The sequence below is a fragment of the Streptosporangium sp. NPDC002544 genome (assembly GCF_040295965.1).
Lineage (GTDB): Bacteria > Actinomycetota > Actinomycetes > Streptosporangiales > Streptosporangiaceae > Streptosporangium.
Window position 1 is genome coordinate 117,060 of sequence record NZ_JBEOWJ010000006.1, and the last position, 18,094, is coordinate 135,153.

Consider the following 18,094-nt stretch of genomic DNA (forward strand, 5'->3'; position numbering starts at 1 on the left):
GACGACAGGACCACTTTCCGCCTGACACCTCGACCAGCGGAAAAGATCTTAGTGCGGTACCACCGTGTCACCATGGCCGCGAAGGAAACCATCGGCGTGACCGTCGATCACGATCTGCTCGATCACGCCAGGCGGCGGGTCGGCACCGGCTCACCGTCCGCCTAGGTCGACGAGGCCCTCACCCTGGAAGTCCGGCGGGAGCGCCGGCGCCGCGCACTCTGGAACACGAAGGCCGCTGACGCCGACCCCGATCGCGTGGCCCGCATGATGGCCCATGTCGAGAGCCAGGGCGAGCGCGACCGGTGACCGGCCCCACCTTCCGGACACGAGCCTCCTGACGGACAGCCCTGTCGCTCTCCTGCGACACCAAAGCCCCCAGGTCTGCCCGGCGGCCTCGGCCACCCTCCCGGCACTCACCCGGTGCGCATTTTTTGGGCGAATTTAAGCGCATTTGTATGGAAATAAAGCATTTGACCGCCTATGGCTTGACAGTTAGTCCCCACGGGCATGACTACGTGGGTGAAGACTGAGCCGGTCCATGGGCGGCTGGCCGATCATCTGTCGATCGGGATCCTCACCTCCGCCTTCCCCGTACCGCTCCTCGACGAGGTCGTGCTGGCCAGCGGCTGCGCCGACCAGCGGCGGCGGGCACTGCCCGCCCGCCTGACGATCTACTACGTGCTGGCCCTGTGCATGTTCCCGGACCGGAACTACGACGAGATCATGCGCCTGCTGCTGAACGGCCTGTCGTGGCGTTCGCACTGGGCCAGGAGCTGGGAGCCGCCCAGTGTGTCGGCGATCAGCCGGGCCCGCACGCGGCTCGGCGCGGAGCCGCTGCGGGTGCTGTTCCGCCGGGTGGCCGGGCCGCTGCCGGAGCCCGGGACCGCCGGGTCGCGGCTGGCCGGACTGCGGCCGGTGTCGCTGGACGGCACCGCGCTGACCATCCCCGAGACCCGCGACAACGCGGCGTTCGGCTACCCGGACGAGAGTGCCCGCCTGCCGTGCGTACGGGTGGTGGCCGTGGTCGACGGCGGGACGCACGCGCTGATCGACGCGACCATCGGCGGTTCGGGGGCGGACCGGCAGGCGCTCGCGCCGAGGCTGCTGCGCCGTCTGGAGCCCGGCGTGCTGCTGCTCGCCGGCCCGGGGGCCAGAGGGGCCGAGCTGTGGCGGCAGGCGGCGGGGACCGGCACGCACCTGCTGTGGCGGACCGGCGGAGCGGGCGGGTTCCCCGTGGCGCGCCGCCTCGGCGACGGGTCGTTCCTGTCCAGGCCTCCCGGCTGGGCGGACACCTTGCTGCGGGTCATCCCGCTGCCCGGTACGGAACGACTGATCACCACGCTGCTCGACCCGGGAAGGGCCCCGGCGCCGGAGCTGGTGGCGTGGTACGCGGAGCGCTGGGTCATGGACCGCGCGCTGGCCTGGCTGCGATCCGACCGGAGCGGCGCGGTGCTCGCGCTGCGCTCCCGGACCCCCGAGACGGTGGCCCAGGAGATCTGGGCGCTGCTCTGCGTCTACCAGGCGGTACGGGCCCTGACCTGCCGGGGAACCGATCGCGCGCGGGGGTGGCCCGCCTCCCGGGTGCGTACCGGAAGGCGGACCGAGGGTGTGTCGGGAGCGGGATCGCTCGGGATCGCCTAGGGGGTGGTGAGGTACAGCTTCTGGTCGAAGACACCGGAGTCGGCGACGGTCTCTCCCATGAGCTGGAAGGTGGCGGTGTAGTTGGCCGTGCCGGGGCACAGGATGCTGCCGCTGTCCTTGGTGAGGGCGTAGTTGGTGGCCTTGGCCTGGGCCTGGGCGATCGCCGTGTTCGGACGGCCGGCGTTGTCGGGGTTGTAGGTGTCCAGAGCGATGCTGTTACCGGCGCCGGAGCCCCGGTAGACGCAGCTGATGGTGCCGAACCAGCCGGTGGACACCGAGGAGACCTTGAGGCCCTGCAGGGTCACGATGCCGTCGCGCCCGGGGGTCACCTTGTTGTAGACGACGCTGCCGCCGTTCCAGGGGAGCCCTACCGGGGACACGGTGGAGGAGCCCCCGGCACTGTTCGGGCACGCCGGGCCGGGACTGTTGCTGAAGTTGAAGACCGAGACGTTCAGCGCGGTGCCGTCCGACTGGACCGTCCCGTCGATGGCGCCCGTGTTGCAGGTGGCGGTGGCGAGTGTGGTCGAGACCGACACCGGCGCGATGAGCGTGGCCCGGATCTTGCCCGAATAGGCGGCGCCCAGAGCGGTGTCCCGGTGGATCGTGGTGCCGGCCGCCGAGGCGGGAAGCGGGGCGAGAACGAGTGCCGTCATGGCGACGGCGGCGGCGGCGAGGTTTCGGATACGTTTCATCGGCCACTCCCTTGTAATGTGCTGGACATCGTGAGGGTAGATAGCCGCATATTCACCGTCAATATCAATCACCTAAACACCGCAATCGGACTTCGATATCACCTCCTAAGTCAATTGACGCATTGTTGACATAAGCGCTTCGCCATTGAATGAATCGACCGGCGAGTCGGCCGGGATTCCCGCGGAGGAAAGCAGTCCGATCGGCCGCCGGACTCCCGCACCGACGCCCGCCCCCTACCTGAGCAGCGCATGAGCCCCCGGACAGCGGAGTCGGCGGGAATTCGGACGCCCAAGCGCTTCTCTCAACCGTTCTCCCGATCAAGCGTGCCGCGACGGCCGGAGACGAAATACCGGGGAAAACGACCCACCCCGCCGGCCGCGCTTGAATCGGACGCCCCGTTTCCCGTTCCCCGCCATTGTCGCCATCCGAAAACAAACGCGACGGCCCCGCGTCTGGAAATGCGCAGTCGCCTACAGTTCCGTCGAGCGTTTTGTGTGTTCGGATGACAAGCGTCGCGGGGCGTGTCTCCGCACGGCGGTACAAGGGCCCCGCCGATCGGCGGGGCCCGTCGGGTCAGAAGCCCTGGGCCAGGCGGTAGTAGGCCTGGTTCCAGCGGATCTCCTTGGCGAACTGGCGGGGGGTGGTGTCGGCGTCGATGACCAGCAGCTCGACGCCGAGCATGTCGGCGAGGTCGGTGAGCTCCTCACTGGTCAGCGCGGACGACAGGACCGTGTGGTGCGGTCCTCCGGCGGTGAGCCACGCCTCGGCGGAGGTGCTCAGGTTCGGGCGGGGCCGCCACACCGCGCGGGCGACGGGCAGGTTGGGCAGCGGCTCGGCCGGGGTGACCACGTCGATCTCGTTGGCCACCAGCCGGAACCGCTCCCCCATGTCCGACAGACCGATCACCACCGCCGGTCCGGGTTCGGCGTCGAAGACCAGCCGGACGGGGTCCTCGCGCCCGCCGATGCCCAGCGGGTGGATCTCGCACGAGGGCACCCCGGCGGCGATCGTCGGGCAGACCTCCAGCATGTGCGCGCCCAGGATGACCTCCTGGCCCGGGGCCAGGTGGTAGGTGTAGTCCTCCATGAAGGAGGTGCCGCCCGTAAGACCGGCCGCCATCGTCTTCAGGGTGCGCAACAGCACCGAGGTCTTCCAGTCGCCCTCCCCGCCGAAGCCGTAGCCGTCGCCCATCAGCCGCTGCACCGCCAGCCCCGGCAACTGCCGCAGGCCCCCGAGGTCCTCGAAGTTGGTGGTGAACGCGCCGAAGCCCCCCTCGGTGAGGAAGTAGCGCAGGCCCAGCTCGATGCGGGCGGCATACCGCAGGGACTCGTGGCGCTCGCCCCCGGCCCGCAGCTCGGGGGCGACCTTGTAGGTGTCCTCGTACTCGGCGACCAGGGTGTCCACCTCGGAGTCCGCCGCCGCGTCGACCACGGCGACCAGGTCGTTGACGCCGTAGGTGTTGACCGAGACGCCGAAGCGCAGCTGCGCCTCCACCTTGTCGCCCTCGGTGACCGCCACGTCGCGCATGTTGTCGCCGAAGCGGGCCAGCCGCAGCGAGCCGACCTCCGCGCGCCCGGCCGCGGCCCGCGCCCACGCGCCGATGCGCGCGGCCACCGCCGGGTCGCTCACGTGCCCGGCGACGGTCTTGCGCGCCACGCCCAGCCGGGACTGGATGTAGCCGAACTCACGGTCGCCGTGGGCCGCCTGGTTGAGGTTCATGAAGTCCATGTCGATGGAGCTCCACGGCAGCGCCACGTTGGCCTGGGTGTGCAGGTGCAGCAGCGGCGTGCGCAGCGCGTCCAGCCCGGCGATCCACATCTTGGCCGGGGAGAAGGTGTGCATCCAGGCGATCACCCCGATGCAGGCGTCCGAGGCGTTCGCCTCCAGGCAGACCCTGCGGATCGACGCGGCGTCGGTGAGCACCGGCTTCCACACCAGCCGGAACGCCAGCGACTCGCCGAGTCGCTCGGCGATCCGCCGGGACTGCCCGGCCACCTGGGCCAGCGTCTCCTCTCCGTACAGGCCCTGGCTTCCGGTGAGGAACCAGATCTCACGCTCGTGGAGGATCAACGCGGACTCCTTTGCCCGTAGACGTTCTGGTAGCGGTCGTACAAACTGTCGACGGCGGGTCGCGGGATCGGCAGCGGGTCGCCCAGCTGGCGGGCCATGTGCACGGTGCGCGCGACGTCCTCGCACATCACCGCGGCCTTGACCGCGGCGCGGGCGTCCGCGCCGATGGTGAAGACACCGTGGTTGCGCATCAGGATCGCCGGGGAGCGGTGTCCCTCCAGGGTGGCGACGATTCCCCTGCCGATGTCGTCCCCGCCGATCAGCGCGAACGGCCCCACCGGGATCTCCCCGCCGAACTCGTCCGCCATGGCCGTCAGCACGCACGGGATCGCCTCGCCCCGCGCCGCCCAGGCGGAGGCGTACGTGGAGTGGGTGTGCACCACCCCGCCGACCCGCGGCATCGCCTGGTAGACGTACGCGTGCGCGGCGGTGTCGCTGGACGGCGACAGCTCGCCCTCGACCGGCTCCCCGTCCAGGTCGCAGACCACCATCGACTCCGGGGCCAGGTCGTCGTACGAGACCCCGGACGGCTTGATGACGAACAGGTCCTCGCCCGGCACCCGCCCCGAGATGTTGCCCGCGGTCCAGGCGACGAGGTTGTAGCGGACCAGCTCGTCGTGGAGCCGGCAGACCGTCTCGCGCAGCTTCCTGACGACGGCGCTCATCCGGCTCCCCCGGTCGTATGGTCCTCTCGCTGGGTCACGCGTCCTCCTTCTCCTCTGATGTGCTCGCCTCGTTACGCAGGGCCCGCAGGCCGTGCAGCATCTCCCCGTCGGCGAAGTGGTCGTGCAGGCGGCGGTAGTCGGCGTACAGCCGGTCGTAGGCGTCGGCGCGCCCCGCGTCGGGCAGGTGGACGGCCTCGGCGCGCCTGCCCATCGCGGCCGCGGCCGCGGTGATGTCCGGGTAGGCCCCGGCGGCGACCGCGGCGTGGATGGCCGCCCCCAGGGCGCATCCCTGCTCCGAGCCGATCACCGAGATCGGGCGGCGCAGCACGTCGGCGTAGACCTGCATCAGGAACCGGTTCTTGATCAGGCCGCCCGCGGCGACGAACTCGGTCACCGGCACCCCGGAGTCCTCGAAGGTCTCCACGATCACGCGGGCGCCGAACGCGGTGGCCTCGATCAGCGCCCGGTAGGTGTCCTCGGGTCTCGTCGCGAGGGTCTGGCCGACGAGTACGGCCGAGAGGTCGTGGTCGACCAGCACCGAGCGGTTGCCGTTGTGCCAGTCGAGTGCCACCAGGCCGTGCTGCCCGACGCTCTGCGCGGCGGCGAGCTCGGTGAGGTACTCGTGCGCGGTGAGCCCGCGCCGTTCGGCCTCCCGCTCGTAGGAGCCGGGCACCGAGGTCTCCACGAACCAGCCGAAGATGTCGCCGACACCCGACTGGCCCGCCTCGTATCCCCACAGTCCTGGCACGATCCCGTCGCGCACCACACCGCACATGCCGGGCACCTCCGCCAGCGTGTCGGAAGGCATGATGTGGCAGGTGGAGGTGCCCATGATGGCGACCATCTGGCCGGGCCGCACGGCGTCGGCGGCGGCGGCCGTGACGTGGGCGTCCACGTTGCCGACCGAGATCGCCACCCCCTCGGGCAGCCCGGTCCAGGCCGCGGCGCGGGCGTCCAGCCGGCCCGCGAGACCGCCGAGGGGCGACAGCTCCTGACCGAGCTTGGCGGTGAAACCGGCGAAGGCCGGGTTGAGCTCGGCCAGGAACTCCGCCGAGGGATAGCCGTCGCCGGTGTGGATGGCCTTGTACCCGGCGGTGCACACGTTGCGGGTCTCCACGCCGGTGAGCTGCCAGACGATCCAGTCGGCGGCCTCGATCCAGCGCTCGGCGCGGCCGTAGACCTCCGGGTCCTCCTCCAGGACCTGCAGGCCCTTGGCGAACGCCCACTCCGCGGAGATCTTCCCGCCGTAGCGGGGCAGCCACGACTCCTTCCTGCGGGCGGCGACGGCGTTGATCCGGTCGGCGTGCGGCTGCGCGGCGTGGTGCTTCCACAGCTTCGGCCACGCGTGCGGGCGCTCCGCGAGCCCGTCGACCTCGCAGAGCGGGGTGCCGTCCGCGGTGGCGGGCAGTACGGTGCAGGCGGTGAAGTCGGTGCCCAGGCCGATGACCCGTGACGGGGAGATCCCGGCCGCCGCCACCGCCCCGGGCACCGCCACGCGCAGCACCTGCCGCCAGTCCTCGGGCGACTGCAACGCCCAGTCGGGACCCAGCCGCACGGCACTGCCGGGCAGCCGTTCCTCGATCACCCGGTGTGCGTACTCGTGCACGGCCGTGCCGACCTCGGCGCCGTCGCTCACCCGCACCACCACGGCGCGGCCGGACAGCGTGCCGAAGTCGACACCGACCACGTAGCGGTCATTGTTAGCGTTCACACAATCTCCAGGACCTCGACGGGGTAGGGCTCCCGCGCGGGAGCCGGGGGTTCAGGTGCGTCGTGCCGCACCGAGGCGTTGCAGCAGGATGAAGGCGAAGAGCAGCAGGCCGATGAAAATCTTGGTCCACCAGGAGCTGAGGGTCCCCTCGAAGCTGATGATCGTCTGGATCAGCCCGAGGACGAGCACGCCGAGCACGGTGCCGAGCAGGTAGCCGTACCCCCCGGTCAGCAGCGTGCCGCCGATCACGACCGCGGCGATCGCGTCCAGCTCCATGCCGACCGCGTGCAGCCCGTAGCCCGACAGCATGTAGAAGGAGAGCAGCACGCCGCCCAGCGCGGAGCAGAATCCGCTGATCGTGTAGACCGCGATCTTCGTCCTGGCCACCGGCAGGCCCATGAGCAGCGCCGACTGCTCGCTGCCGCCGGTCGCGTAGACGTTGCGGCCCAGCCGGGTGTAGTGCAGCACGTACGCCCCGGCGAGGATCACCACGACGGCGACGAGCACGCTCGGCGAGACGAACGCGCCGCCCGGCAGGTCGATCCTGGCCTGGGCGAGGCCGGTGTACGTCGGGTCGGTGATCGAGATCGAGTCGGTGCCGATGGTGTAGCAGAGCCCCCTGGCCAGGAACATGCCGGCCAGCGTCACGATGAAGGGCTGGATGTCGAAGTAGTGGATCACGCAGCCCATGGCGAGGCCGAGCACCGCGCCGACCGCCAGCACCAGCGGGATCACCAGCGCGGGCGGCCAGCCCCCGTCCGTCACCAGGCTCGCCGAGATCATCGTGGCGAGCGCGACCACCGCTCCCACCGACAGGTCGATGCCGCCGGTGAGAATCACGAACGTCATGCCGACCGCCACGACCAGCAGGAACGCGTTGTCTATGAAGACGTTGAGCACCACCTGCCCGGACGCGAAGCCCTCGTAGCGGATACCGCCGGCCACGAACATCGCGAGGAACAGCCCGCCGGTCACCAGGACCGGCAGGTACTTGCGGGGGATCGACCGGTTCGACGAGAGCAGGCCCAGGCTGGTCATGCGGTGACCCTCACCTTCGTGTCGGCGCCCGAGGAGGCGGGTGGAGCGCCGCGTCGTGGGCGGTGGAACACCTTCTCCCTGAAGGTCGGTGACTGCAGCAGGCAGACCAGGGTGACGACGAGCGCCTTGAAGAGCAGTGTCGTCTCCGGCGGCACGCCGATCGAGTAGATCGTGGTGGTCAGCGTCTGGATGATGAGCGCGCCGAGCACGGTGCCGCCGAGCGAGAACCGGCCGCCCGCGAGCGAGGTGCCGCCGATCACGACCGCGAGGATCGCGTCGAGCTCGATCCAGAGCCCGGCGTTGTTGCCGTCGGCGCTGGACACGTTGGAGCTGATCATCAGCCCCGCGATGCCGGCGCACAGGCCGCAGAACGCGTAGACCACGATGATCAGGCCCCGGGAGCGGATCCCCGCCAGGCGGCTGGCCTCGGCGTTCCCGCCGACCGACTCGATGAGCAGGCCGAGGGCGAGGCGCCGGGTGAGGAAGGCGGTCACCGCGAGCACGACCAGCACGAGCAGGATGCAGAAGGGCACGGTGAGCCAGTAGCCGCCGCCCACCAGCTTGTACGGCACGCTGTTGACGGTGATGATCTGGCCGTCGGTGACCAGCTGGGCCAGCCCCCGCCCGGCGACCATCAGGATCAGCGTCGCGATGATCGGCTGGATGCCGATCCCGGCGACCAGGAACCCGTTCCACACCCCCAGCACCAGGGAGAGCGCCAGCGCCAGGCCGATCGCCGCGAGGACGCCGCCCACCGCGTTCTGGTCGTCCAGCTCGCTGATCCGCAGGCAGGCGAGCGCCCCGGAGATGGCCACCATCGATCCCACGGACAGGTCGATGCCGCCGGTGGCGATGACGAGCGTCATGCCGACCGCCACCAGGATCAGCGGCGCGCCGAAGCGGATGATGTCGATGAGGCTGCCGTAGAGGTGGCCGTCCTTCATCTGCACCGACAGGAAGCCGTCGGTGAACGCGACGTTGGTCGCCAGCAGCAGGACGAGAACGAGCACCGGCCACAGCAGGCGGTGCCCGGCAAGACGGTTCATGGGCGGGCTCCGCTGGCGATCGTCTCCATCAGGACGTCGACCGTGAGGTCGTCGTCGTTGGGCAGCTGCGCCACCAGGTGCCGGTCGCGCAGCACGCCGACCCGGTGGCTGAGACGGAGCACCTCCTCCAGCTCGGCGGAGATGAACAGCACGGCCATGCCCCCGTCGGACAGGGAGACGACCAGGCGCTGGATCTCGGCCTTGGCCCCGACGTCGATGCCGCGGGTCGGCTCGTCCAGGATGAGCAGCCGCGGCTCGACGATGAGCCAGCGGGCCAGCAGCACCTTCTGCTGGTTGCCGCCGCTGAGGTTGCGCACGAGCTGTTCGGGGTTGGGAGGGTTGATCCGCAGCGCGCCGATGTACTTCTCCACCAGCTCGTCCTGGCGGCGGCGCGGTATGGGCCTGGCCCAGCCGCGCGCCGCCGCCAGGGCCAGCACGATGTTCTCCCGTACGGTGAGGTCGGCGATCAGGCCCTCGGTCCGCCGGTTCTCCGGGCAGAAGGCGATGCCCCTGGCGGTCGCGGCGCGCGGGGTGCGCAGCGAAACCGGCGTACCGTCGATCGCCACCTCCCCGGTTCCCGCGTGGTCCGCGCCGAAGAGCAGGCGGGCGATCTCGGTGCGGCCGGAGCCGAGCAGCCCGGCCAGGCCCACCACCTCGCCCTGGTGGATGGAGAGCGTGAACGGCCGCACGGCCCCCGCCCTGCCGAGCTCCCTCGCCTCGATGACCACGTCGCCGGTCCGCGCCAGGTCCTTGGGCTTCTCGTCGAGCCGTTCCAGGTCGGCGAGCTCATTGCCGATCATCTTGCCGACCAGCTCGACCTGGCTCAGCTCGGCGGTGAGGTACTCGCCGACCAGCCGGCCGTTGCGCAGGACCGTCATCCGGTCGGCGATCTCGTAGACCTGGTCGAGGAAGTGCGAGACGAACATGATGGCGATCCCCTCGTCCTTGAGCCGCCGCATCACCTCGAACAGCTGCGCGACCTCCCCCGCGTCCAGGCTGGAGGTCGGCTCGTCGAGGATGAGCACGTTCGCGGAGATGTCGACGGCCCGCGCGATCGCCACCATCTGCTGCACGGCCGGCGAGTACGAGGACAGCGGCGCCGAGACGTCCAGGTCGAGGTCGAGCCTGGCGAGCAGCTCGGCCGCGCGCCGGCGCGTCTCACCCCACCGGATGCGGCCGAAGCGGCGCGGCTCGCGCCCGATGAAGATATTCTCGGCCACCGAGAGGTTCGCGCAGAGGTTGAGCTCCTGGTAGACCGTGCTGATCCCGGCCCGCTGCGCCGCCAGGGGCCCGGCGAAGGCGACCGGCGCGCCGGCCAGCTCGATCTCGCCCGCGTCGACGTCGTACACGCCGGTGAGCACCTTGATGAGCGTCGACTTCCCCGCGCCGTTCTCTCCCATCAGCGCGTGCACCTCCCCCGGCAGGAGTCTGAAGTCCACGCCGGTCAGCGCCTTGACGCCGGGGAACTCCTTGCTGATCCCGATCATCCGCAGGATCGGGTCGGGTGCGGCCATGCGACTCCCTTTCCTCCCAGGAGACGGGCCGCCCGCGAGGCGGTCCGCCGGGTCAGTTGCGGCGGGTGGGCGGCGCCGTTCCGGCCCGCTCCCGCGTGAGGATCGTCTTCGTACGGGCCGGCATCCGCCGTCCCGCCGCGACCTGCTCGACCGGGTCCGCCGGCCTGGCGCCCGGTGTCGGTCGGGTTCGCTGGGACTCGCCTGGCCGTTAACGCTAACATCAACGGGCGGGCTTGTTCGCGTCACGCGTGGACCGGTGCGCTGCTGGCCCTGGCCACGAACCTCGGCGGAACGACGTGCCGCTCGTGGGACCATTCCGCGCCCGCCTCCATCTGCCTGAGCAGCAGTTCGATGCTCCATCTCCCGACCGCCCCGAAGTCCTGCCTGACCGTGGTGAGCGGCGGGGTGAAGAACTCCGACTCCGGGATGTCGTCGAACCCCACGACGCTGATCTGCTCGGGCACCCGCACTCCCCGCTCGGCGAAGGCGCGCAGCGCACCGAGCGCCATCTGGTCGTTGGCGACGAACACCGCGGTGACACCCGGCACCGCCGCCAGGCGCAGACCCGCCTGGTAGCCGGAGCGCGGGCTCCAGTCACCGGGCAGCGGTTCGGGGATCGGACGGCCCGCGGAGACCAGCACGTCACGCCAGCCCTCGATCCGCCCCTCGACCTCCAGCCAGTCCGGCGGGCCGCCGATGTGCCAGACGGTCTCGTGGCCGAGGTCGAGCAGGTGCCTGGTGGCCAGCCGGGCACCGTGGACCTGGTCGACGCTGACCACCGACACGTCGCCGGAGTGGCCGCCCTCGACGGCCACCACGGGGATGTCGGTGGGCACGTCGGCCAGCGCGGGGGCGGCCGAGCGCTGCGGCGCGACCACCACGATGCCGTCGACGCCCTGCTCGGCCAGGTAGCCGAGCGCGTCGCGCACCCCAGCGGTGTCGATGGTCTTGAGGCTGACCATGCTGACGAAGTAACCCGCCGACCTGGCGGCCTGCTCGATGCCGTACACGGTGCTCGCCGGCCCGTACAGGGTCGTGTCGAAGCTGACCACGCCGAGGGTGCGGGTATGCCTCGTGACCAGGGCGCGGGCCACCATGTTGCGCCGGTAACCGAGCTCGTGGATCGCCGCCAGCACCCGGGCGCGGGTCTCGGCACGGACGTTGGGGTGATCGTTGAGCACGCGCGAGACCGTCTGGTGCGACACGCCGGCCTTCGTGGCGACATCCGCCATCACCGGCGGGCGGCGCTCGTGGCTCGGGCTCACGGTCGGCTCCTTCTGGTGGCTTGGCACAGACTGTGAGCGCTAACAACACCTCGCGTCAAGCACCCGCCACATTGCAGTCCGGTTACACGGGAACCATTCGTTAACGCCTACTTGACGGCACCGTCATCACGCCCTTAACTGTCCCATACCCCTTTGTTAGCGCTCACATCTCCGCCGGGAAGGTCTTCATGACGCGAGGACTCCTGACCGCCCGGAGGTTGACAGCCGGCCGACTCAGGCATTTCATGTCTCGTCACACAGCCGGCCGGATCTCCGCGGAGTCCCGCGCCGTCGTTGTGAACGCTCACAAAACGCCCGCGGACCTGCTCATGGACGGTGGAGCGAGCCGGGTCACGGCTCGCTCCCGCACCGCCGCGGGCACGGCCCCGAAGGAACGCGCCCCGGTGGCGGCACGCGCCGCCCGCTCCCGGGACGCGCCGCCTCCCACCTCTCCCGCGGCCCTCCCCCGGCCAGGACCCCGGACCCCCACACTGGAGGTATTCGATGAAGTTCGCGAAGCTGGTCACCTTCTCGGTGAGCCTGGCTCTCGCCATGGGAGTGACGGCCTGTGGCTCAAGCGTCAAGACCGTCGACCAGGGCGCGTCGGAGGCCGCCTCCGCGGCGCCCGCCGACACCCTGGTCGGCGTCACGATGCCGACCAAGTCCTCCGAGCGCTGGATCCACGACGGTGACAACGTCAAGAGCGCCCTGGAGAAGCTGGGCTACCAGGTCGACCTGCAGTACGCGGAGAACGACATCCCCACGCAGGTCAACCAGATCGAGAACCAGATCACCAAGGGCGCCAAGCTGCTGATCATCGCCTCGATCGACGGCACCGCCATCACCACGCAGCTCCAGCAGGCGGCCGACAAGAAGATCCCGGTGATCGCCTACGACCGGCTCATCCGCAACTCGCCGAACGTCGACTACTACGCCACCTTCGACAACTTCAAGGTGGGCGTGCAGCAGGCGACCTCGCTCCTGGTCGGCCTGAAGCTGAAGAAGGAGGACGGCTCCGACGGCGACGCCAAGGGCCCGTTCAACATCGAGATCTTCGCCGGCTCGCCGGACGACAACAACGCCACCTTCTTCTACAACGGCGCGATGGAGACCCTGAAGCCGTACATCGACTCCGGCACCCTGGTCGTCAAGAGCGGCCAGACCGACTTCAAGACCGTCGCGATCCTGCGCTGGGACCCGGCCACCGCGCAGAAGCGGATGGAGGACCTGATCACCAAGTCCTACTCCGGCGACACCTTGGTCGACGGCGTGCTCTCCCCGTACGACGGTCTGTCCATCGGCATCCTGTCGGCGCTGAAGAGCAGCGGCTACGGCACCGCCGGCCAGCCGTACCCGATCGTGACCGGCCAGGACGGCGAGGTCGCCTCGGTCAAGTCGATCATCGCGGGTGAGCAGTACGCGACGATCTACAAGGACACCCGCGAGCTGGCCGCCGTCACCGTCGAGATGGCCGACGCGGTGCTCAAGGGCGGCAAGCCCGAGGTGAACAACACCGAGGACTACGACAACGGCAACAAGGTCGTCCCGTCCAACCTGCTGGAGCCCGTGATCGTCTACAAGGACAACTACAAGAAGGTCCTCGTCGACTCCGGCTACTACACCGAAGACCAGCTCAAGTAGGAGCACCGGTGCCACCCCCGCGGGCGTCCGCGGGGGTGGCGGGGCTCCCGGAGGACGCCGAGGAGGCGGGCGGCATGACCGACGACATACTCCGGATGCGCGGGATCACCAAGACGTTCCCGGGCGTCAAGGCCCTGCAGGACGTCAACCTGGCGGTACGCAGGGGCGAGATACACGCGATCTGCGGGGAGAACGGCGCCGGGAAGTCGACGCTGATGAAGGTCCTGTCCGGCGTGTACCCACACGGTTCGTACGACGGCGAGATCTTCTTCGACGGCGAGCCGTGCCGCTTCTCCGACATCAGGGACAGCGAGAAACACGGCATCGTGATCATTCACCAGGAGCTGGCGCTCAGCCCGTACCTGTCGATCGCCGAGAACATCTTCCTCGGCAACGAGCGGACCAGCCGCGGCCTGATCGACTGGAACCGGACCAACGCCGAGGCCGCCGAGCTGCTGGAGCGGGTCGGGCTGCGCGAGAACCCGGTGACGCGCTCGATGGACATCGGGGTCGGCAAGCAGCAGCTGGTGGAGATCGCCAAAGCGCTGTCCAAGCAGGTCAGGCTGCTCATCCTCGACGAGCCGACCGCCTCGCTCAACGACGAGGACTCGGCGCACCTGCTCGACCTGCTGCGCGGGCTGCGCGAGGAGGGCATCACCTCGGTGATCATCTCGCACAAGCTGAACGAGATCCAGGCCATCGCCGACTCCACCACGATCCTGCGTGACGGCCGGACGATCGAGACCCTGGACATGCGGGGCGACCAGGTCACCGAGGAGCGCATCATCGCCGGCATGGTGGGCCGCGACCTCGAACACCGCTTCCCGCCGCACGAGCCGAAGATCGGTGAGGAGGCGCTGCGGATCGAGGACTGGACGGTGCACAGCCCCAGCCAGCACGACCGCGTCGTCGTCTCCGGCGCCAACCTGACGCTGCGCCGCGGCGAGATCGTCGGCCTGGCCGGCCTGATGGGCGCCGGCCGCACCGAGCTGGCGATGAGCGTGTTCGGCCGGAGTTACGGGGTCGGCATCTCCGGCCGCGTCTACAAGAACGGCCGGGAGATCCAGCTCCGCACGGTCGGCGAGGCGATCGGCCACGGGCTCGCGTACGCCACCGAGGACCGCAAGCGGTACGGCCTCAACCTGATCGACGACATCAAGCGGAACGTGTCGGCCGCCGCGCTGGGGAAACTGGCCAGGCGCGGCTGGGTCGACGACAACAGGGAGTACCAGGTCGCCGACGGCTTCCGGGAGAGCATGAACATCAAGGCTCCCAGCGTGCTGTCGGTCACCGGGAAGCTCAGCGGCGGCAACCAGCAGAAGGTGGTGCTGTCGAAGTGGATCTTCACCGACGCCGACGTGCTGATCCTCGACGAGCCCACCCGCGGCATCGACGTGGGCGCCAAGTACGAGATCTACTCGATCATCAACCGGCTCGCCGACCAGGGCAAGGCCATCCTGGTCATCTCCTCGGAGCTCCCCGAGTTGCTCGGCGTCTGCGACCGCATCTACGCCATGTCCGCCGGCCGCATCACCGGTGAGGTCCCCCGGGCCGAGGCCACCCCGGAACGGCTCATGCAGCTCATGACCAAGGAAAAGGAGTAAGGGCACGATGGAGGTCCCGACCCGTGAGACAGCGCCACCGAGCGGCGGCCTTCCGGTGGTCCCCGCGAAGACGCCCGCCGGCCGCCTCTCCGTCAACCTGCGGCAGAGCGGCATCTACATCGCCTTCGCGCTGATCATCGTGCTGTTCTCCATCCTGACCGGCGGAGAGCTGCTCAGCCCGCAGAACATCTCCAACATCATGGTGCAGAACTCCTACGTTCTGATCCTGGCCATCGGCATGATCCTGATCATCATCGCCGGTCACATCGACCTCTCCGTGGGCTCGGTGGTGGGACTCACCGGCGCGATCGCGGCGGTGCTGATGGTCGACATGGACGTGGCCTGGCCGCTGGCGATCCTGATCACGCTGGTCGCGGGTGCGCTGATCGGGGCCTGGCAGGGCTACTGGATCGCCTACTTCGGCATACCGGCGTTCATCGTGACCCTGGCCGGCATGCTGGTCTTCAGGGCGCTGACCCTGACCGTGCTCGGCAACCAGGGCATCGGCCCCTTCCCCGACGAGGTGCGGACCCTCGCCAACGGCTTCGTGCCCGGTTTCTTCGGCAACGTCCCCCTCGGCCTGCTCGGCGGCGCCGACCTGCTGACGCTGCTCGTCGGCCTGGCCGCGGTGGCCGGGATCGCCGGCACCCAGTGGCGGGCCCGCCAGGCACGGCTCGGCTACCGGCAGAAGGTCGACGCGCTGCCCCTGTTCCTGCTGAAGATCGGCGCCGCCGCCGCGGTGGTGATGGTGGTCATCGTGCAGCTCGCCAGGTTCAAGAACCTGCCCTGGGTGCTGGTGCTGCTGGCGATCCTGGTGCTGGGCTACACGCTGCTGACCAACCGCGCGGTCTTCGGCCGCCACATCTACGCCATCGGCGGCAACCTGAACGCCGCGAGCCTGTCCGGCATCAAGGTGAAGTCCGTCACGTTCTGGATCTTCGTCAACATGGGGGTGCTCGCCGCGCTCGCCGGGATCATCTTCGCCGGGCGGCTGAACCAGGCCGGCCCGACGGCGGGCAACGGCTTCGAGCTGGACGCCATCGCGGCCGCCTTCATCGGCGGCGCCGCGGTCCAGGGCGGGGTGGGCAAGGTGGTCGGCGCCCTGACCGGCGGCCTCATCATGGCCGTGATCAACAACGGCATGTCCCTGATCGGCGCGCCCAGCGAGCGGGTCATGCTCTTCAAGGGCCTGGTCCTGCTCGCCGCCGTGGCCCTGGACGTCTGGACCAAGCGCCGGGCCGGCTCGGCCCGCTGACCCCGCTCCCCTCACGCGCCCGCGTCCGTCGCGCGGGACGGCGAGCCGCCCGGTGGCTCCCGGGTGTGGACCCCCTTACCTGAGGGTAAGCGAGGATTCTCACCGGCTGGAGGGGACACGGATGGCGATCGATTCGATAGGCATGTGGATCGCGGTCGTCGTTCTGGTGATGGCGCTGCTCGTCCTCGACTTCATGGTGGCGGCGCGCCGGCCGCACGCCGTGGGCATGCGCGAGGCCACCGCCTGGAGCGTCTTCTACATCGGCGTGGCCATCGCCTTCGGCCTGGTCCTGTGGTGGCTGGCCGGGTCGGCGCTCGCGGCCGAGTACTTCGCCGGGTGGCTGGTGGAGAAGAGCCTCTCCGTCGACAACCTCTTCGTCTTCGTCATCATCATGGCGCGCTTCTCCGTGCCCCCGGAGAACCAGCAGAAGGTGCTGCTCTTCGGGATCGCCACCGCCCTCGTGCTACGCGCCGTCCTCATCGCGATCGGCGCGGCGGCCATCAGCCTCTTCTCCTTCACATTCCTGCTCTTCGGCCTGCTGCTGATCTGGACGGCGATCCAGCTGGTCCGGCACCGGAACGAGGAGCCCGACATCGAGAGCAACCCCCTGATCCGCTTCGTCTCGAAGGCGCTCCCGGTCACCGAGAACCTGCATGACGGCAAGCTCGTCGTCCGCGAGGACGGAAAGCGGATGGTCACCCCGCTGTTCGTGGTCTTCCTCGCCATCGGAAGCACCGACCTGCTGTTCGCCCTCGACTCCATTCCGGCGGTCTTCGGCGTCACCACGCACCCGCTCATCGTCTTCGCCGCCAACGCCTTCGCGCTGCTGGGGCTGCGCGCCCTGTACTTCCTGATCGAGGGCCTGCTGGAGCGTCTGGTCTACCTGTCGATCGGCCTGGCGGTCATCCTCGGCTTCATCGGCCTGAAGCTCATCCTGGCCTTCCTGCACGAGGACGTCTCCACGTCCTTCCCCGAGATCCCGACCCCGCTCTCACTGATAGTGATCTTCCTGGTGCTGCTGGTCACCGTCGTCTTCAGCCTGCGCAGGGTGCGCGCCCACCCCGAGGAGCGCGCGCGGGCGGGCACCCTGCACCGGATGCGCCGCAAGGACGGGAACGGTGGCCAGGGCAAGGGGCGACAGGGGCAGGACGACCGCTGAGGCCCCGGCGGGAACACACGGACGAACGTGCCGGGGGGAGCGCCGAAAGCTCAGGCCAGGCAGCGCAGGGCGGCCCTGAGCCTGCGGTCGAGGGGATGGTCGACGGGGTGGTCGTCCGGCAGGCGGCCGACGGTCGCCGCCACGAACGCCGGGGGCCCCAGCTGCTCGCTCATGTCGTAGGCGTGCACCCAGATCCCGTCGGCGGTCAGCTCGACCTGGACCTTCGACCCCTGCTCCGCGAGCGCGAACGCGCCCACCCTCGCCCGCCACCAGACCCGCTCGTCCTCCTCGTCCTCCGCGACGGGCGCGCCGACGTCGTCGGCGTGGGTGGCGTACTCCGAGTCGTAGTGGAAGGTCTGCAACCCCACCGGGTACGGTCCCGCGAGGGTCGGCAGCAAGGCGTCGCGGCCGAGCCCGCGCATCCGCTCGCGCGTCTCCCCGTTCTCGCGCCGCCACTCCTGGAGCACCTCCTCGACCGGAACGTCACGGCGGCGCTCCACGCACCAGGCGTTGAAGACGTTGAAACCGCCCGCCACGCCCTCGCTCCTGAGCATCGTGACGAACCCGTCGATGTCGTCGTCCAGACAGGCGTGGTTGTACAGCTCCTCCCCCGCCAGGTGCCCGAGCACGTCGCGGACCGACCAGCCCGCCGCCCGCGAGGGACGCCGCCAGCCCTCCGCGTCGAGCCCGGAGAAGAAGCGGTCGAGGCGGAGGGCCTCGGTGTCGAATATGTCGAACGGGTTGAGATCCGCCAGCGGATCCTTCGATTCTGCGGTCATACCCCAGCACTAC

Annotated in this window: 14 protein-coding genes; 5 read left to right on the forward strand and 9 right to left on the reverse strand. The window is 69.8% G+C overall.

Annotation, left to right across the window (positions count from 1 at the left end; all coding sequences use genetic code 11):
* The first annotated feature begins 519 nt into the window (after positions 1 to 519).
* Positions 520 to 1,641: a transposase domain-containing protein gene (locus tag ABT061_RS10940; RefSeq protein ID WP_350915114.1), complete on the forward strand. Its 1,122-nt coding sequence runs from the start codon at positions 520 to 522 to the stop codon at positions 1,639 to 1,641.
* Here the strand turns inward: ABT061_RS10940 and ABT061_RS10945 are convergent.
* The 8 genes from ABT061_RS10945 to ABT061_RS10980 all read right to left on the reverse strand — a co-directional run bounded on the left by ABT061_RS10945 (position 1,638) and on the right by ABT061_RS10980 (position 11,610).
* Complete coding sequence (locus tag ABT061_RS10945) at positions 1,638 to 2,333, reverse strand: hypothetical protein (RefSeq protein WP_350915117.1); 696 nt, start codon at positions 2,331 to 2,333, stop codon at positions 1,638 to 1,640. The genes ABT061_RS10940 and ABT061_RS10945 overlap by 4 nt on opposite strands.
* A gap of 574 nt (positions 2,334 to 2,907) precedes the next feature.
* Positions 2,908 to 4,404, reverse strand: coding sequence for an L-arabinose isomerase (gene araA / locus ABT061_RS10950; RefSeq protein ID WP_350915119.1), 1,497 nt, complete (start codon positions 4,402 to 4,404; stop codon positions 2,908 to 2,910).
* Entirely contained in the window at positions 4,401 to 5,069 is a 669-nt protein-coding gene (locus ABT061_RS10955; protein ID WP_350915121.1) for an L-ribulose-5-phosphate 4-epimerase, read from the reverse strand. Before ABT061_RS10955 ends, araA begins: the two co-directional genes overlap by 4 nt.
* 34 nt (positions 5,070 to 5,103) lie before the next feature.
* Complete coding sequence (gene araB, locus ABT061_RS10960; protein WP_350915122.1) at positions 5,104 to 6,780, reverse strand: ribulokinase; 1,677 nt, start codon at positions 6,778 to 6,780, stop codon at positions 5,104 to 5,106.
* 51 nt (positions 6,781 to 6,831) lie between these two features.
* Positions 6,832 to 7,818, reverse strand: a complete 987-nt coding sequence (gene yjfF, locus ABT061_RS10965; protein WP_350915123.1) for a galactofuranose ABC transporter, permease protein YjfF — start codon at positions 7,816 to 7,818, stop codon at positions 6,832 to 6,834.
* Complete coding sequence (locus ABT061_RS10970; RefSeq protein WP_350915125.1) at positions 7,815 to 8,864, reverse strand: ABC transporter permease; 1,050 nt, start codon at positions 8,862 to 8,864, stop codon at positions 7,815 to 7,817. The genes yjfF and ABT061_RS10970 overlap by 4 nt, the downstream gene beginning before the upstream one ends.
* Complete coding sequence (locus ABT061_RS10975; protein WP_350915127.1) at positions 8,861 to 10,378, reverse strand: sugar ABC transporter ATP-binding protein; 1,518 nt, start codon at positions 10,376 to 10,378, stop codon at positions 8,861 to 8,863. Before ABT061_RS10975 ends, ABT061_RS10970 begins: the two co-directional genes overlap by 4 nt.
* 242 nt (positions 10,379 to 10,620) lie before the next feature.
* The gene (locus tag ABT061_RS10980) at positions 10,621 to 11,610 is read right to left on the reverse strand and encodes a LacI family DNA-binding transcriptional regulator (RefSeq protein ID WP_350915559.1); all 990 of its coding nucleotides are present in this window, start codon (positions 11,608 to 11,610) and stop codon (positions 10,621 to 10,623) included.
* Between the two features lie 537 nt (positions 11,611 to 12,147).
* Between ABT061_RS10980 and chvE the strand changes: the two genes are divergently transcribed.
* The 4 genes from chvE (at position 12,148) to ABT061_RS11000 (ending at position 17,302) form a co-directional block, all read left to right on the forward strand.
* Entirely contained in the window at positions 12,148 to 13,284 is a 1,137-nt protein-coding gene (gene chvE, locus ABT061_RS10985) for a multiple monosaccharide ABC transporter substrate-binding protein (protein ID WP_350915129.1), read from the forward strand.
* Between the two features lie 74 nt (positions 13,285 to 13,358).
* Positions 13,359 to 14,888 carry a multiple monosaccharide ABC transporter ATP-binding protein gene (mmsA, locus tag ABT061_RS10990; protein ID WP_350915561.1) on the forward strand — a complete coding sequence of 510 codons (1,530 nt, stop codon included), beginning with the start codon at positions 13,359 to 13,361 and terminating at the stop codon, positions 14,886 to 14,888.
* 7 nt (positions 14,889 to 14,895) lie between these two features.
* Positions 14,896 to 16,143, forward strand: a complete 1,248-nt coding sequence (gene mmsB / locus ABT061_RS10995) for a multiple monosaccharide ABC transporter permease (protein ID WP_350915131.1) — start codon at positions 14,896 to 14,898, stop codon at positions 16,141 to 16,143.
* 121 nt (positions 16,144 to 16,264) lie between these two features.
* On the forward strand, positions 16,265 to 17,302 hold the full coding sequence (locus tag ABT061_RS11000; protein ID WP_350915133.1) for a TerC/Alx family metal homeostasis membrane protein: 1,038 nt from the start codon (positions 16,265 to 16,267) through the stop codon (positions 17,300 to 17,302).
* Between the two features lie 50 nt (positions 17,303 to 17,352).
* Here ABT061_RS11000 and ABT061_RS11005 read toward each other — a convergent pair whose 3' ends face one another.
* Entirely contained in the window at positions 17,353 to 18,081 is a 729-nt protein-coding gene (locus ABT061_RS11005; RefSeq protein WP_350915136.1) for a maleylpyruvate isomerase family mycothiol-dependent enzyme, read from the reverse strand.
* Positions 18,082 to 18,094 lie beyond the last annotated feature (13 nt).

Bases quoted from the DNA above. Each gene is read 5' to 3' on its own strand.
- ABT061_RS10945 (WP_350915117.1), bottom strand. From the start codon at position 2,333: ATGAAACGTATCCGAAACCTCGCCGCCGCCGCCGTCGCCATGACGGCA.
- ABT061_RS10955 (WP_350915121.1), bottom strand. From the start codon at position 5,069: ATGAGCGCCGTCGTCAGGAAGCTGCGCGAGACGGTCTGCCGGCTCCAC.
- yjfF (WP_350915123.1), bottom strand. From the start codon at position 7,818: ATGACCAGCCTGGGCCTGCTCTCGTCGAACCGGTCGATCCCCCGCAAG.
- ABT061_RS10970 (WP_350915125.1), bottom strand. From the start codon at position 8,864: ATGAACCGTCTTGCCGGGCACCGCCTGCTGTGGCCGGTGCTCGTTCTC.
- ABT061_RS10975 (WP_350915127.1), bottom strand. From the start codon at position 10,378: ATGGCCGCACCCGACCCGATCCTGCGGATGATCGGGATCAGCAAGGAG.
- ABT061_RS10980 (WP_350915559.1), bottom strand. From the start codon at position 11,610: ATGGCGGATGTCGCCACGAAGGCCGGCGTGTCGCACCAGACGGTCTCG.
- chvE (WP_350915129.1), top strand. From the start codon at position 12,148: ATGAAGTTCGCGAAGCTGGTCACCTTCTCGGTGAGCCTGGCTCTCGCC.
- mmsA (WP_350915561.1), top strand. From the start codon at position 13,359: ATGACCGACGACATACTCCGGATGCGCGGGATCACCAAGACGTTCCCG.
- mmsB (WP_350915131.1), top strand. From the start codon at position 14,896: ATGGAGGTCCCGACCCGTGAGACAGCGCCACCGAGCGGCGGCCTTCCG.
- ABT061_RS11000 (WP_350915133.1), top strand. From the start codon at position 16,265: ATGGCGATCGATTCGATAGGCATGTGGATCGCGGTCGTCGTTCTGGTG.
- ABT061_RS11005 (WP_350915136.1), bottom strand. From the start codon at position 18,081: ATGACCGCAGAATCGAAGGATCCGCTGGCGGATCTCAACCCGTTCGAC.